A 15948-nucleotide genomic window follows, 5' to 3' on the forward strand; every position below is an offset into this window, starting at 1 on the left:
CGTCAGACAACACAGAGACAGAGGAAAGGACAATACATGAACATGAATTTTACCGTCAATAAACGGGTACTGGTACTGGCATTAGCCCTGGCGGGCTGTTCGGCGGGATCCCTCTGGGCCGCCAGCACCCCAACCACCGCCCCGGTCAAAGGGAGTGCACCGGTATTGAGTGCGCCCTCCAATGGGGCTGTCGGTGCCGTGGACTTCAGCGGAACCTATGCCACGGAGGGCAAGTTGTCCACCGGTGACACCCTGGTGATGACTTACCAGTACAACGACAGTGACGGCGACCTGGATGCCTCTCTGACCACCGTCACCTGGAGTTATCTTGACGACGCGGGCCAGTCGGTCACCATCCCGGCCACCAATGCACCGGCTGCGGCATCGGGAAGCAACGGCACCTCGACCATCACTATTCCGGCCGGTGCCACCGGCACTCGCGCCATCAGTGTCACGCTCACCGAATATTCGGCCACGGGTGACCCTTTGCGCGGTAACGTCATCACCGTCACCGACACCAGTACCGGCGGGGCCGGGGGCGGAACCACCACACCACCAGGGCCGGTCACACCGGGCGCGGATGTGGCGGGCGGGATCTTCCTGCAATCTGATTCACCCGCCGCAGGCAGTGGCGCCACTGATTATGCCCGTTCAGCCGCCCATCCACAGGTCGGAGAGACTTATGTGTTCCGTGCCTGGGATGACAGCAACGGCAACGGCGTATGGGATGCAGGCGAAGCCAACCTGACGGCGACACTGGGCAGTATTCAGTGGCAGTTGGACGGCAGCAATGCGACAGCAAATGGCAACAGCACGCTGAGTAACCATGCCATTAGTGGGGCAACCAGCGACAGCTATACCGTGCCGGTCAACAGTGCCTCAAGTTCCGGCGCGACCCCGGGTGACCAGGGCTTCAGCCTCAAAGTGGACTTCAACTAAGTTCTCCGAATTTTTATCTCACAAGATACGTAGGGTGTCGGACAGCCGCACCCTCACTAATGACTCACTAAGGACATAACAAACCATGCATAACACCAAAATCTTCACCTTAAAGAAAATTGTTCTGGCTCTGGCCATCGCCGGTTACACCATGGGCAGCGCATATGCGGTCATGACGGCGCCGACCGGCAGCATTCAGGGGACAGCCCCAGTATTGAGTGCGCCTTCCAACAGTGCCATTAATGCGGTTGACCTGAGCAGCAATGCGGCAGGTAGCACTCTGGCCTCGGGTGATACCATCACCCTGACCTATAATCACACTGACGCCGACGGCGATGCGGATGCCTCGACGGCCCATGTGACCTGGTATTACGTCAAGGGCGAAACAGAGGTGCCTATTGCGGCCAGCGCGGTTACTAATACCCCGGCCACTACCACCACGCCAGGAACCAGTGTGCTGACCGTCCCTGGTGGTGCGATTGGTGCGGATGCCATCAAAGTGGTGATACAAGAATACTCGGTCTCGGGTGACCCGCTGGCAGGCCGGACGCTGACCATCGACGACACCAACGTTGCTGGCCCAAGTAACCCGACCATCACCCCACCAGGGCCAGTGGCACCAGGTACCGGTGAGAACTCTGGCGTCACACCGGGTATCTACCTCAGCACGGATACCGCGTTTGCCAACAACCTGATTGGCAATACCGGCACCCGCTTGAATGTGGGCGAGAGCTACGTGTTCAAACTGTGGGACAGCGCGGCAGTCGGCACTACCGACCTGACGGCGAACGTGACCTATAACTGGCGTCTGGTAGGCACCAGTGCGACCGATAGCACCACGGCACCGGCGGCGGGCTTTGCAACCAGTATCTCCGACGGCAACTTCACTGTACCGACCAATGCTCAACCAAACGGTTCGGCGCTGACCGGTTCTGCAGATGGTGCACAGGGCTTCAACCTGGCGGTGGATTACAACTAATCCCCGACACGGCAGACAGTCGTACATTCACGGGCAGGCCTTTCTGCCCGTGTTTTATCAGACTGACATTGCCTGCCTGAGCGTCTGTAAAGGCGGACACTGAGGCAGGGCATGTTAGCGACCGGGCCGAATTATCCCGGCGACAAACGAGCGAAAGAATAAGGATACCGATAAATGAGAAACATCCACACCCTGCCGGAGTGCACCTGGCTGAAGGGGATACCACTGGCCCTGTTACTGGGGCTAATAACCGGGTCTGCACAGGCGGTACTGAGTGATAACACCGGGCAGATACAGGGTACAGCTCCGACGGGAACCATCAGACTTTGGGTAGACCTCCCGGACGGGAACCCTCTGGTGACAGACAATACCCTATTAGGGCTGTCGATGGTGCCAAACACATTCAAGGTCTCCCCCATTGCGGCGCAGATGCTACAGGATGCCGACCTAGACAGTGGGTTGAGTTACCAGATAGACACCGCCAATGCCACGCTGAGCTGGACACACAATGGCACCCCATTGACGGCAGCCCAACTGGCGGCCCCGCTGGGAGCTAACTTCGTCGGCGAGAAACTGACAGTGAAAGTGAATGCATTGGTGACCATCAGCAGTATCACAGGGCTTCCGACGACCGCAGGGCCCCAGCTCTACAGCACCGAGTATACCGTGCAGGTTAATGCGCCTGATGCATTGAATCTAAGTCTGGACAGTGACACCGCCCATGTGGAAGACGGAACCATCATGATGACCGCTACCGCCAGTAAAGAGGGGGTTCCCATGCCGGGCGCAATCATCAGTTTTGCGACTACCGGCAGCGCCGACCGTCAGGGCAGGACGAGTGGCTGGACTGGCACTAACCGCCCGTTGCGACTGAATGGGGCCAATATAGGGAGCCAAACGTTTACCACCGGCCCCAACGGACAGGTCAGTATTCCGGTGACGCAGGTGGGCGGATTAGGGGTAAAAACTACCATTGGTGCCACCACCACACCGGCGGTAACGGCGTCAACTGACGTGACATTCTCAGTCATCACCAGCCCGGACACGCCACAGGCCAATATGTACGGTCATATGGCGGAGACACTGGAAGCAGGCGGGACAACATTTAAGCGCCCCTCCCTAGAGGCGGAAGTGGCGGGAGTTTTCGTTCCAGGCATGTACGAGTCGTGGTTACACCAATTTAACGAAGTTTGGGGATACCAAACGCGCGAGACAGCCATGCAGGTATGCGCTGGCGCACTACCGTCGTTGAGTGCTCTCCAGGCACTTGCGGCGACAAAAGTGAACGGCCTGCCGGCGTCGCAAGCGGCGGGATGGACGGTACCAGGAGGCTTCGACGCGCGACATTACGCATTTGCCCTAGAGACTGCGCCCAGCTTAAACACGGATCCGTATAGGGTATATACCGTGGACATGCAGCTCAATTCAACCTCTATTGGGGGCTACGGTATCCCGCGCCTCGCATTGTGCACGAAGTAACATGAACTAAACCCAGCGCCCTGCCCAGTCAGTGCCTTTACGACTGAGCAGGGGCCCACAAAATACGGATTAAACATCACCCGCCGCGGAATAAACGACAGCGCGGCGGGCAATCTCCCCCGTCATATCGGCATTTTTACTGCGAGGGCGATAAGGAGAAACATAATGTGCAATACGCTGGTTATGGTGGTTGATGAACACCCGCTGATACGCAGCGCGGTGACTGCGTTAATTAAACGCAAAGGTGAACAGACACTGGATACCGGCTGCCATCTGAAGGCCATCAAATTAATTACTGCTTATAAACCCGACCTGATTATTCTGGAAATCCTGAAACAAGAAGGTCTGGCTCTGGATTTCGTCAAAAAAATAAAGGCCATCTCACCGCGGTCTAAGATTCTGATTTTTTCGTCCCTTAGGTCGGTGATTTTTATCAGGAAATGCCTTGCCGCCGGCGTCCAGGGGTATGTAAATAAAAGAGAGAGCCTCGATAACCTGGAGGGTGTCATTGATGCGGTGTTGTCGGGTCACTGTTGCTTTCCCGATATTGATCTGAGCAACGACACATCAGCCATGTTGTTGATGTAATTAACCGGTTGTGTAATGGATTGTTTATTGACTCAAAAGACAATATGCAGGTAAGCCGCTGGGCCAGTGATAACAGTGAATATCCTCTGACCCTAGGAGATTTCGTTGAGAAAAAGCGTTTCTGCTTTATTTGAAGCGCAGTCAGTTTTATCTCCCTTTGACAAGGAACAAACCGCCCGTGCCAGTTTATTGCCACAAACAGGTAATTAAACACCGGACTACGGATTATTTTTTTTAGCTACAGTGTGAAATGCTGTATTCCAGAATGGATTTAGCAAGCAGGTTAACCCAGTTTAGATACCCTTATGTTTAATATTATTACCTCAGCGATGATTGTTATAGCGTCTTTATTGACATATTCAAGTGCAGTAGAAGCTTCTCAAGGTGTTGCAAAACTAGCCTCATCTCCCGCATCAATACACTCGTTTTCTGGGGGCAATGAACCAGAGAAACTCAAAAAAATCCTAGGCCATTATGAACAATGGGAAGGTGTCAGTTACAAGTTAGGCGGTAATAACCGCAAAGGTATTGATTGTTCTGCTTATATGCAGCGAGTTTTTGCAGATGAATTCTCCCTTAACTTACCAAGAAGTTCACATGAACAAATCAAGCAGGGCTCCCAAATATCTAAGGATGCTTTGCATACAGGCGACCTGGTATTTTTTAAAACCTCACAAAATACACGACACGTGGGTGTGTACATCGGGGAAAATAAATTTATTCATGCATCTAGCAGCATGGGTGTCACTATATCAACGTTCGACAATAAATATTGGGGCCCACGATATGAACAAGCACGGCGTATTCATCATGCGAAAGCTTCTGCCTAATGCTCGATGTTTCTTTTTAATTCACGTATTTTAATTTGTTCAGGCGTAATGGGAGAAACTTTAAGCGCTTTTCCCTGACACTCATCGCATCACTGTTTTACCCATCACGTCATTGTGGAAAGGCCAACCTCCATAGCACTGGCCGCTACAGCAACAGTGTCATTTTGATCAACCACAAGTTGAGCGGGTTCGCGTATGAACTCTGCGCTGAAATTTCTTTTTTTCATTGGGGCACCTGTATTGTTCTGAGGTCAGCATATCACCTCTGTTTAGGTGGCCAAATTCAGTGGGCTACAACACTGGAATACTGACCCTTGACCAGAAAAACCATTTAGGGCCAATCATATTAATTATTATATTTATATTACTTATCACATGAATTAAATATTGAGTGGGATATTTCCTACAAACAATGGTTTCTTAGGTTCATATCTAAGCTTGAAAATAGCAGATATATTAGCGTAGAAAAGTAAATTAAACCTTTAATTTAAAATGTTAATAAAACTCAAAAGACAATCCAACAAAAAAACCGACTCATTTTTTTGTTGGATTCTTTTTTATTTATTACGCACCGATGAAAACATATAATGAAAAATATCAATAAATCGAAAAAATCTTGTATTTTCCATAAAACGTTACTAACAAGTTTACTTATTCCTTTGTGTCATTCCTCTGCTACGTGGGCGGACACCATAAGCCATACAGATGGAACACAACAATCCATCTCTGGCAGTTATGGCAGTGACATTGCCAATCAAAGTGCAGTGTCGGTTAAAGGTACGGGAAGCAAAATTACGGGTGAGGCCGATGTTGACATTATCACAACAGCCCGTAATGCAGATGGGGCGCTAGTTACTGATAATGGCTCACTGGATCTGACGGATACCTCAATAACCGTCAGTGGTAATATCGCTTACGGCGTAATGAATAACAATGGAACCGTCAGCTTACAAGATGGATCCATTGCTAGCTCAGGCGAAAGTGGGCATGGTGTTTTTACCACGGGTACAAATGCTAAAAGTGATATTGATGGTACGGTGATTTCTACCGACAATACATACAGTCACGGTATTTCTGGCGCTTCTGGTGGCACAATTAATCTAAACAATGCCGCTCTGAACGCCAGCGGTGCGCTGAACTATGGCATTTATCTGACCGACGCAGAAACCACATTAATCGGTGCCAATAACGTCATTAATAATACACATGGTATCAGTGGTTATGGAATATATATCGCCAATGGTGCTCATGCCAATCTGGATAACACCACCATCCATATAGACAAGGGTAATGCAGGTGTCAGTGTTAACAAAAACTCAACCGCTACCCTGGATACGCTGGCAATAACCGGCCAAATGACTGCGCTAGATATTAAGGGAACAGCCAATATTAGTAATGGCGATATTCAGTTAGATTCTGGCAAAGTAATAATCGCAATGGGCAGTGCGACTGATACAGCCTCCGTCACCCTCACCGATGTAGTGGCATCCTCGCTTGATAGTGTTTCAGCGTTAGTCGATATAAATAATTATGCCAGTATCACTATTAACGGTGGCTCCTATTATTCTAAAGGGAATAACAACACCGGGCTTTGGGTGTCAGGTAATACCTCGTCCTTGATTGCCAATAATACAGTAGTAATGACTGAAGGTAATGGGGCTATTGGGATAGAAAATCGTGGCTCAGCACTGGTAAATAATACTACAGTCAGTACTAAGGGGAATAATTCCCATGGAATTTATACCCAAGGGGCGACGTTTAATGCCAGTAATATGGATATCACAACAGCAGGAACGGGCAGTATTGCTGCATCATCCGCAATAGCTGGGCAGATGAATCTGGATAATGCGGTTATCCAGACCAGCGGTGCCTCTGGCATGATGTTAGGTACTTTTGCGGGATCATCACTCAATGCTAAAAATATTACCGGCACCTCAACAGGGGCTAGCGCCTACGCCTTATATACACTGAGTAACAGTTCAATTTCGGTGACTGACAGCCAATTTACAACTGAAGGCCTGAACGCGGGCGGAATTTATGCTAACAGTAATTCCGCATTATCATCATACAGTCAGGTTACTTTAGATAATTCATCGGTGGTCAGCCTACAGGGCGCGGGAATAAGAGCATCTGGCGGTAATATTAATGTTGATATGCTCAACGGCTCGCAACTAGTTGGCGGTAATGGATTGCTAGTCTACGCCTCAACAAATGCCACCAACAATAACGCCAGTAATGTGAATCTGAATGTCGATAATCATGTCGTTTTAATGGGCGATATTCTGGCGGACGAAAATAATAATATAAATCTTAACATGACGAATAATTCAGTTTGGACTGGTGCCGCGTATAATGCTAACCATATTGATATTGATAGCAGCAGCGTGTGGAATTTAACCGGTGATGCTGATGCTGAGACCATGCACGTCTTGGGACAAATAAATTTTGTTAACAGTAGCCCTCTATCACGAACCCATAATTTCAGTACATTAACCGTCACCCGTAATTTGACCGGTAATGGCAACCTTACATTTAACACGCAACTAGGCGATAGTAACTCCCCAACAGACCGACTGCATATCATGGGTAACGCCACTGGCGCCCATACCGTCACCGTAATTAACCAAAACGGACTAGGCGCACAAACTACGGGCAGTGGGATTAACTTGATTACTGTTGATGGCGATACCAGCACTGGACGTTTCACGATGAATGATGGGGTGGTTGCGGGAGCCTATCAGTATTTATTGTATAAAGTAGATGCCAATAATTGGAATTTACAATCCAATCTTATTAATGGCGATACTGAAGAAGTTGCTTATCGCCCTGACGTGCCGGGCTATATCGCTGCACCTTGGTTAAATGCACTTTATGGTTTCGTCACCTTAGGCCGTTTACATGAGCGCCGCAGTGTTCTAGAAAGTGCCAATAATAGCTTTAATCAAGCATCATGGGGGCGGGTCAGTGGTGTTTATAATAAATTCGATGCGGGCCGCTTCAGCTATGACTCTGATATCGAGTTTATCCAGTTAGGCCATGATTTTTATCAAGCTGAGAGCGCCTCTGGGACAAAAGCCACTGCGGGTGCCATGTTCACGCTAGGTAAACATCATACAGATACGCAAGATAAGGCCCGTGCATTGCATGCCGATTTATCGATTGATACCGGCAAGATCAAAACCGAAGCCTATGGTTTAGGCGGCTATTACACCCTGATAAGCCAAGACGGTGGCTATCTCGATTTAGTGGGACAAGGCACGCTATATCGCAACGATTATGAAAGCGATGTGAATGCCAAGCAGACGGGCTCTGGTGTGGTGGTTTCTGTTGAAGCAGGGCAAGTTTATCCAATTAGTGATGATTGGAAAATCGAACCACAAGGTCAGGTAAAGTACCAATATTTGAACCTGCGTAATTCTAACGACGCGTTATCGACCATCAACAGTACCCAATATTCAATTGGTCAGGCGCGTGCTGGCTTACGATTATTACAGGATATTGGCAAAGAGCAGGTCGTCAATCCCTACTTTACCAGTGACGTCGTTTATCAGTTAGGCAAAAACCCCGAAGTCTCCATTGATAACACCACTATCCGCCCTGAATTCAGTAAATCTTACTGGCAAACAGGGGCTGGAGTCATAGTTAGAGTAAATGACAGCACTGATATCTATGCTGATGTTAAATACCAAAAGGCCTTTAACAACAACATGGATGGCTACTCAGGCAATCTGGGGATAAAAGTCAGCTTCTAATCCCCCATAAAGCCAGAACCTACCGCGTTCTGGCTTCCTCTAATATCTTTTTATTCCATCGACAACTCACTGCTGCATTGCGCTTTTTTCGTATTTTCTCCGCTAATGCGGCCTAGTCCTGACTTTCATAGATATCCCACATGTGCGGTTCAAAGAGGTCATCTCTTTCAGTTGATCCGTGGCATCCTCAGCCCCTTCTACTTTACTTTCAACGTAATCGGCTAATGTTGTATGGTTGCCTTCGATTCTTGCTGAACCCAAACTTTCCTGCATATGAAAAATACTTTTTAGCTGGGCAAACAACAGAGGATGCACATCAGTTTCAAGGCGCAGGTGTCTTAGTAACTCAAGTTCGGTCAACGCATCAACCAGTGGCGAGTCGAAACGGGGGTTTAACAGTGCTAAATCATAGTGATTAAATTTAGGTATAAAGTTAGATTATCTCAAATATGTAGATATCATTATCTTAAAAAGAGATTAAAAAATACTTTATAGTCATTACGTTAACAGATTATTGCTTGTGGATTATCTCAAAAGTAACTTTATTATTATCTCAAAAATCTATGGCGATACATTGGATTGAATATCACTGTACACCGAACTGAAATCAGCACCATCTCCCTACTATTTTCACTTTGAACCATTATGTTCAGTATTATTCAAAGCAGGGCCAACCCTAAAATGGATGGAACGCCCAGTAATGGATGGATACCTGAAAGTTATAAATCTGGCGAATTTAATCAACGACCCGATGAAGAGGGTAAGCATGAACTTCCCTTCTGAGGTATTAGCAACATGAATTGTGTCACTCAGGCTCCCGTTTCTTTAATTATAATATGCTGACCTGTGTGGTGAACCTCGCAGATCTACAGGCTCGTCATGTTACTTTTCGGATGTCTTCGGGGGGAAGCGTCTTGGTAGATAGCTTTTGGGGTATTAAGTTAGCTCTCCTTCCAGGTCTGAAATATCAAATTCTTTTACATCGGCATTGGATGATACTGCGGTGAAGTACGTTCTGGTATGGCTGACCGGCGTGACACTCTGCGGCGCATTATCCAAGCTGATTATTGGTGATAAGCCCATTAACACCATCGGAGAAAATGGGCTTATCACATGATATTCACTGCTATTAATATTTAACCTATTGGTTAATTACCTATAATAATTAAGATTTAATAGGAATAATGACCTCTGGTTGCACAAAACCATAACGGCTTAGCGGCGTAATTTTTACAGATGTGGGCTGCGTGTTTATTGAAAATTCTTTAGTCGTGCCCGGCATAATATAGGCATTACCCAAAGGAACAACCTCATTATTCGGGACTAAAAATACCTGAGGGCCCAGACGAACGACATGCTTACCCGGATTTTTAATCGTTAACTTATTGCCTGAGGCTGTAAAAACCAGCTCCTCCCATGGGTTTTTAATTTGTGGCACCGCACTGGGCTGGATAAGAAAACCAATTTCCTGACGGATAGGCATGACGGTTGAGTTTCCTTGCACCTGCTCCACGCCTTCAAATGCGGCTTTCAGTAATACTTCCGTGTCCAGCACCGCGCCTTTCTTCAGTACAAAGTTAACTTGCTGACTTTGTCCACCGTCAATACGTGTCACCGGCGGAGAAATCAAAATCTGCTTGCTGAAGTCTTTACCATCGATATCGATCAGTTTTGTGACCAACAATATCGGGTTAGCCGACGTGTTATCAATGGTAAAACTCGCGCGCCCTTCACTTTCTTTTAAAATAACTGTGGTGCTTTCTAATTTGAATGATGCATAAGATGCCATGCTCAAGCAGCTTAAAGAAATAAGTAAATTGAAAATAAAAAATGACTTAAAGCGACTGAATATCGTGTCATATACTGTAATCGTGTTTTTCATAATAAACCTTATAGCTAAATTATTGACTTACCGTGCATTATTCAAATTAATGACATACCGCATCGGCGACTTCATACAATGTCTCTGGATCAAACTTCTCTGGCACGCTATATCCGGCAACACATTCCATTTGGTTCGTCGCCTTTACTCGTAAAACTTTGCCAATAGCATTATTTTCTAGCATAAAATTACCCTCGCCAATAATGGTGCCCAAAAAATCTCCCTGGTCATTGAGCACATTCGCCCCTACAGGCATAGGGTTACCTTTGCTATCACGGATACTCAATAACAACTGGCGAACTTCTGTCGCCTCAAAATTACGGGTCGCGACTGTGCCTCGCATCATCATTAGGTCGGCACTGGTACTGTTAAGACGAACATTAAGGGGTAATGTTTTGGTACTTATTTGAGCTTTTGATGCCGTATAAGGGATCACTGATGGCAGCAAGGCCGTTCCTGAATAATCAGTGATAGCCATTCCGCTGCCCGGCGACGACACGCGTAAACTGGACTGACTTGGTACATTCAAGACCGCGAAGGTATCACCAATAGATGATGAAGACGTCGCAAAAGTATTATTAGCATAAGCCATAGATCCACTCGTCGAAAAATAGGCCGACTGACTATTATTGCTGGCCCGAGAAATACCACCAGACAGTTGCGAATACGCGGTTTTCATATTTAACGCGCCATTAACTCGCCGCTGACTGTCACTTCCCGTAATCCCCACAGAATAACCCTTATTATCGCCCCACGTTCCTTGGTAGGTACTGCCTAATGTCGTATTACCATTAATGCGCTGCATACGCCCGGTGAGCGCCCCTTGTCCTAATGGCATACTTATTCCAAAGTAGACAGAATTTTGCCCCTGTGACGTTGACTGTAAACTTAATGTGGTTGTCACTCGACCAAATTGTTCACTCACGGAGACAGCATGAGAGACGCTACTCTCAGTTTGATAATAAATATTATTAGATAAAGAATAGGAAAATGCGCCCCAGCGGGGATGTGCCCAAGTCACCGCTGCGGATGTAGAATTTTTTAGCTTACCGTATAGCTGGTCATCCAGATTATTTCCCGCGCTCAGGGCATTATCTGGTGACCAGTAATTGACGGAGTCATACACAGTAGATAGCGACGCACTCAAATTGCCGTTAATAGCGACTTGATTCTGTAAAGCAAGCTGATATCCCTGCCCGGTATCTTTTGTGTTGGTATAACGTGCTGATGCCGAAATCCAGGCATTATCGAAGCCGCTATACAGATTTTGTAGACTAAAGTTTTGGTAATCAGTAGAAAGTAGCCCCGCGGTGGTCATGCGGAATGTATTAGTCGGATCGAAAGATACCTCCCCCGTCGCCAATAGCGGTGACTTACTCTCACTGTCATTTAGATTATCGCGGTAACGCCCCAATGCCAGTTGGTATGTGGTCGCATGCTGCCCAAAATTAGGGTCCAATGTATTAGATACGGTAAAATGTTGTTGGGTACCGTCTTCTTCAATCACATTAACATCAGTGGGAACCCCACTGGAGAAGTTACTAATATTCGATAACGAAAAAGGCCCTGGTGCAACCACCGTCCGGTAAATAACGCGCCCACGCTGACTCACTTCAACCGTCGCATTCGTGCTGGCAATCCCTTCAATGGGCACAACCAATTGCATATTATTTAGCTGGGCATTATCAGAATATAATTGCGCCCCCACCATAGGCAGACCAGAATAGGTATCAGCCCTAAGTCCGAATTCACCTAATTGCACGACTGACTTTAAAGATTCAACCGCACGCAAGGCGTAAGTCTCTTGGTTATCATAATGGCTTACCCCTTGGTTATATATATATGAACCACGGTTTCGTAATACCCAGTTAAAAATATTAATACCGGGTTCGAACTGTCCTTGAAATAAATTCAAATTATCGTTTTTGCTTTCGACACGCTGACCAAATAAATTATAATTAAGCAGCAACGCATGACCACCACGTTCGTAATCACTGTTTTCCACTTCAGGGTCAAACGCCTCTTGTGGTAATTTCATCTCGACCAGGAATTTCCCTGGAAATAGCGTTACAACCCCACCGGGCCATAAAGTTTCAATGTTTTCACAATGGTCACCACTCTCGTTATGACGTAACTGCAATTTAATCAACAGTTGGCGGTCTACACATAACTGCCCCTGACTGTCGAAGGTGGCTTCAACCTTGTAAGTTTTATTCGCATTGATAATAACAGTGACATTATGTTGCCCAGGTAAGAATTTATCCTGTCCTTTGAAAAAATCAGCTAATTCTGCCGAGAAGCCTAAACCTTCCAGTGTTTTTGTATCAAACTGGGCTGCGCCCTCTTTTGTGGCAGAAAAAGCTGTCACAGAAAAAAAAGAATAAAATAGAACTGTGAAAGAGAGCAAATAACGGTAAATAAACACAGCTCCCCCAAATAAATAAAAATAATTATTTTAGTAATGTATTAACTAAATACCAAATGAAAAGTTAATACTTGTCGAACCATCAATATTGGCATCTTCCGTAATTGGACCATTCATCGTTGTAGTTCCCGCCAGTATTGGTGATATTGTAACGTCAAAATCAAACGATTTACCCGCAATGGCAGTCCTGGATTCGTCAGAGAAAACGATGAAACCCATGTTATTATACAAATTGCTACCAGTTCCTGTTCCTGACACAACAGTAGAATATATTAGTGTACTTTTACCATCTACGTGATGATTAGATGTCTTCGCGGTATAAAATCCAATTTTACCCGTTCCATTAATATTACCCAATCCATGATTTAAGGATGATGAGGTATCACTGACAGAATCTAAACGGTTATCAGTACTCCGATAACGTAAATAAGTTGCTAAGTCACAATTGATCGTCCAGGTTTTTTTTATCGCAGGTAATTCTGTTGTGGCTGTCCCCGGCTTGACTAAAGATGAAGAGATCCTACCGAGGTCGTAAATACCATCATCAGGTGCAATGACTGTACAGCTTGAAATACCTACTGTTCCTTTAACTTTCAATTCCGAGGATGGCTGTTCCGCCTGTGCCCCGAGAGAAAACATTAACGAGGTAAAAATAGTTAATTTCAACAGATTCAATTTCATAAAAATGAATTCCTTTCAAATGAATTAATATTAATCCATAGAAATAAAAGGCAGAAATATAAATCTGCCCTTATCTTATAGTGCGGCGTCTGCGAAACTTAGATTCCGAAGGCGAAGTTCATGGTCAGAGAGCCATCAATCTTCACATCGTCAGTGATAGGGCCACCCATGTCTGTCGTACCCCCCAGAATCGGGCTTACTGTAATATCAGCCGTAAACACTTTGCCAGAGCTCTGGGTGTTAGCTGCAGATGCCCAACCAGTACGCCTACCGGTTATAAGGCCCGCTGTGGGGGCCGATGAAATTTCGTTTGTCGCTGTAGTGAACAGGTTAGAGGCTTTGCTGTCTACCGTAGCTTGCGTCATTTGCGCGGTGTAGTAACCAATTTTACCTGTGTTATTGACATTCCCCAGACCAAAGGCGTTTGCTGTCGCAACACTTGAAGAAGCTGCACGGTTATCAACCGGCGTGAAGTTCAAATAGGTGCTAGCATCACAGTTAACAGTCCAGGTTTTCGTCTGTCCAGTTAGAGCGGTCCTATCCGTGCCTGATTTCACTAAAGATGCAGACAGGCGACCAAAATCATAAACACCTTCATCAGGTGCAACGATGGTGCAGCTTGGCACAGTCAAGGTACCGATAACTTTTAATTCGGCAGTCGGGACTTCTGCATTGGCTACATTGCTACCAAAAATTACAGACGATAATACCGTCAGACCGATGAGTTGCTTTTTCATAGCCAAAATATCCAAAATATAAATGCAGAGTTAGGTGATATCTAATCAACCCAATACAACGTTAGGAAAAAGGCAGAAATATAAATCTGCCCTTATCTTATAGTGTGGCGTCTGCAAAACTTAGATTCCGAAGGCGAAGTTCATGGTCATAGAACCATCAATCTCTGCATCTTCAGTGATAGGGCCGCCCATGGTGGTGGTACCTGCCAGAATCGGGCTTACTGTAATATCAGCCGTAAACACTTTGCCAGTGCTTTGGGTGTTAGCTGCTGATGACCAGCCGGTACGCAGACCTGTTGTCAGCGCCGCTGTTGTAGTTGCAGTAAATGTGGATGTGGCAGAAGAGAACAGGTTAGAGGCTTTGCCATCTACCGTACCTTGTTTAATTACTGCGGTGTAGTAACCAATTTTACCTGTTTCATTAACATTCCCCAGGCCAAAGTTGGTTGTTGCTACAGAACTTGCAGAAGCCGCACGGTTATCAACCGGCGTGAAGTTCAAATAGGTGTCAGCATCACAGTTAACAGTCCAGGTTTTCGTTATTGCTGTTAGAGCGGTCAGAGCTGTGCCTGATTTCACTAAAGATGAAGACAGACGACCCAAATCATAAACACCTTCATCAGGTGCAACGATGGTACAGCTTGGCACAGTCAAGGTACCGATAACTTTTAATTCCGCCGTCGGCGTTGCTGCATTGGCGACATTGCTACCAAAGAGTAAAGAAGACAATACCGTCAGGCCAATCAGTTGCTTTTTCATGTATTCAGAATCCATATGTGAATTTAATATATTTTATAAAGTCAATCAGCAATCAGTAACAAACATGATCTAGATCAAGTTTTGCTGTGAAAATATTAAACAATAATCACATGTGGAGAGATATAGCATGACAGACCAGTCGGTGTAGGAAATTTCTTGTTTTAAGGATTATCTGAATAAATCAGAATTTTAATAGGCTTGTTGCAAAAATGGGGGCCTGTCGCTTTAGTAGAAAAGGGGGGCAAAATTAGCATTGCCTATTTCTTAAACTGCCAACCGGCGGAATTGTACGTAAACGCCTGGCGCAATATCAATGGTTGTGTCGCATTAAGGAATGGTTGGGTAATATGCTGTTTTTTTGTGATGTTGCCTGCCCATGTCTCTGATCCGAAACGCCTTCAGTCGCCTGCATTACCCCATCGATGTTATTGCACAGTGTGTCCACTGGTACCTGGCCTATGCCCTGAGCCTTCGTCATCTCGAAGAGATGATGGCTGAACGCGGTATTGTCGTTGACCACTCCACGATACGTAAAGGGCCGCGTCAGCATCCCGACGGCGAAGGTTTATTTCCGGCGGAACAATTCTATCTGTTGGCTGCCGAAAAAACCGGCAGCGCCACTTTTGCTAACTTCTCTGCGCTAATGCGGCAGAGCCAGATCAGCTCCTTTTTGCTGTGCAATTCAACGCTGGCAAGCAGGCATCTCTGGCAATCCAGAAAACAAGGGGGGAATATTACTCAAAAAGCGTAATCGAAAAGTTGCCCTGGCTGAAGCCCTGTCACCGCTTAAAAAATCAGGGCCCTGCTAAAACGGATCAAAAAACTGATTATGTTACTCTCCGTTCTGTATGGCACCGAAGCGTTAACCGTTCTTAAAGACAGTTTTGGCTTAGAAAG

11 protein-coding genes and 3 pseudogenes are annotated in these 15948 nt (G+C 46.3%); 7 read left to right on the plus strand and 7 right to left on the minus strand.

The genetic code is table 11. The annotated features are described in order from the left end of the window. The first annotated feature begins 42 nt into the window (after positions 1–42). The 5 genes from YROHD0001_RS02795 (at position 43) to YROHD0001_RS02775 (ending at position 4815) form a co-directional block, all read left to right on the plus strand. Positions 43–939 carry a SinI family autotransporter-associated protein gene (locus YROHD0001_RS02795; RefSeq protein ID WP_248631003.1) on the plus strand — a complete coding sequence of 299 codons (897 nt, stop codon included), beginning with the start codon at positions 43–45 and terminating at the stop codon, positions 937–939. Between the two features lie 85 nt (positions 940–1024). Further along, a complete protein-coding gene (locus YROHD0001_RS02790) occupies positions 1025–1918 on the plus strand; it encodes a SinI family autotransporter-associated protein (RefSeq protein WP_004716217.1) in 894 nt (297 codons plus the stop codon). Between the two features lie 357 nt (positions 1919–2275). Then, positions 2276–3397, plus strand: coding sequence for an adhesion domain-containing protein (locus YROHD0001_RS02785; protein ID WP_157131860.1), 1122 nt, complete (start codon positions 2276–2278; stop codon positions 3395–3397). A 165-nt stretch (positions 3398–3562) separates the two neighbouring features. Continuing rightward, on the plus strand, positions 3563–3985 hold the full coding sequence (locus YROHD0001_RS02780) for a response regulator (RefSeq protein ID WP_144404253.1): 423 nt from the start codon (positions 3563–3565) through the stop codon (positions 3983–3985). A gap of 305 nt (positions 3986–4290) precedes the next feature. Next, entirely contained in the window at positions 4291–4815 is a 525-nt protein-coding gene (locus tag YROHD0001_RS02775) for an NlpC/P60 family protein (protein WP_004716226.1), read from the plus strand. 2 nt (positions 4816–4817) lie between these two features. Here the strand turns inward: YROHD0001_RS02775 and YROHD0001_RS20090 are convergent. Further along, positions 4818–5042: pseudogene (locus YROHD0001_RS20090) on the minus strand (transposase); the annotation flags it as partial. Between the two features lie 360 nt (positions 5043–5402). Here YROHD0001_RS20090 and YROHD0001_RS02765 point away from each other — a divergent pair. Next, entirely contained in the window at positions 5403–8567 is a 3165-nt protein-coding gene (locus YROHD0001_RS02765; protein ID WP_032817933.1) for an autotransporter outer membrane beta-barrel domain-containing protein, read from the plus strand. 150 nt (positions 8568–8717) lie between these two features. Here the strand turns inward: YROHD0001_RS02765 and YROHD0001_RS19795 are convergent. The 6 genes and pseudogenes from YROHD0001_RS19795 to YROHD0001_RS02740 form a co-directional block, all read right to left on the minus strand. Further along, positions 8718–8996 (minus strand): annotated as a pseudogene (locus tag YROHD0001_RS19795) (Fic family protein); the annotation flags it as partial. 736 nt (positions 8997–9732) lie between these two features. Continuing rightward, positions 9733–10449, minus strand: coding sequence for a fimbria/pilus chaperone family protein (locus YROHD0001_RS02760; RefSeq protein WP_004716236.1), 717 nt, complete (start codon positions 10447–10449; stop codon positions 9733–9735). A 46-nt stretch (positions 10450–10495) separates the two neighbouring features. Next, positions 10496–12874 carry a fimbria/pilus outer membrane usher protein gene (locus YROHD0001_RS02755; protein WP_004716239.1) on the minus strand — a complete coding sequence of 793 codons (2379 nt, stop codon included), beginning with the start codon at positions 12872–12874 and terminating at the stop codon, positions 10496–10498. A 45-nt stretch (positions 12875–12919) separates the two neighbouring features. Beyond that, entirely contained in the window at positions 12920–13555 is a 636-nt protein-coding gene (locus YROHD0001_RS02750) for a DUF1120 domain-containing protein (protein ID WP_004716240.1), read from the minus strand. 98 nt (positions 13556–13653) lie between these two features. Continuing rightward, positions 13654–14292: a DUF1120 domain-containing protein gene (locus tag YROHD0001_RS02745; protein WP_032817935.1), complete on the minus strand. Its 639-nt coding sequence runs from the start codon at positions 14290–14292 to the stop codon at positions 13654–13656. Positions 14293–14412: 120 nt separating this feature from the next. Beyond that, positions 14413–15051, minus strand: coding sequence for a DUF1120 domain-containing protein (locus YROHD0001_RS02740; RefSeq protein ID WP_032817937.1), 639 nt, complete (start codon positions 15049–15051; stop codon positions 14413–14415). Between the two features lie 376 nt (positions 15052–15427). Here YROHD0001_RS02740 and YROHD0001_RS20100 point away from each other — a divergent pair. Then, positions 15428–15586, plus strand: a pseudogene (locus YROHD0001_RS20100) (IS6 family transposase); the annotation flags it as partial. Between the last annotated feature and the right edge of the window lie 362 nt (positions 15587–15948).

Source organism: Yersinia rohdei ATCC 43380, from assembly GCF_000173775.1.
Classification (GTDB): Bacteria; Pseudomonadota; Gammaproteobacteria; order Enterobacterales; family Enterobacteriaceae; genus Yersinia; species Yersinia rohdei.

Excerpts from the sequence above, each read along its gene's own strand:
- YROHD0001_RS02795 (WP_248631003.1), top strand. The coding sequence starts at position 43 with ATGAATTTTACCGTCAATAAACGGGTACTGGTACTGGCATTAGCCCTG.
- YROHD0001_RS02790 (WP_004716217.1), top strand. The coding sequence starts at position 1,025 with ATGCATAACACCAAAATCTTCACCTTAAAGAAAATTGTTCTGGCTCTG.
- YROHD0001_RS02780 (WP_144404253.1), top strand. The coding sequence starts at position 3,563 with ATGTGCAATACGCTGGTTATGGTGGTTGATGAACACCCGCTGATACGC.
- YROHD0001_RS02775 (WP_004716226.1), top strand. The coding sequence starts at position 4,291 with ATGTTTAATATTATTACCTCAGCGATGATTGTTATAGCGTCTTTATTG.
- YROHD0001_RS02765 (WP_032817933.1), top strand. The coding sequence starts at position 5,403 with ATGAAAAATATCAATAAATCGAAAAAATCTTGTATTTTCCATAAAACG.
- YROHD0001_RS02760 (WP_004716236.1), bottom strand. The coding sequence starts at position 10,449 with ATGAAAAACACGATTACAGTATATGACACGATATTCAGTCGCTTTAAG.
- YROHD0001_RS02750 (WP_004716240.1), bottom strand. The coding sequence starts at position 13,555 with ATGAAATTGAATCTGTTGAAATTAACTATTTTTACCTCGTTAATGTTT.
- YROHD0001_RS02745 (WP_032817935.1), bottom strand. The coding sequence starts at position 14,292 with ATGAAAAAGCAACTCATCGGTCTGACGGTATTATCGTCTGTAATTTTT.
- YROHD0001_RS02740 (WP_032817937.1), bottom strand. The coding sequence starts at position 15,051 with ATGAAAAAGCAACTGATTGGCCTGACGGTATTGTCTTCTTTACTCTTT.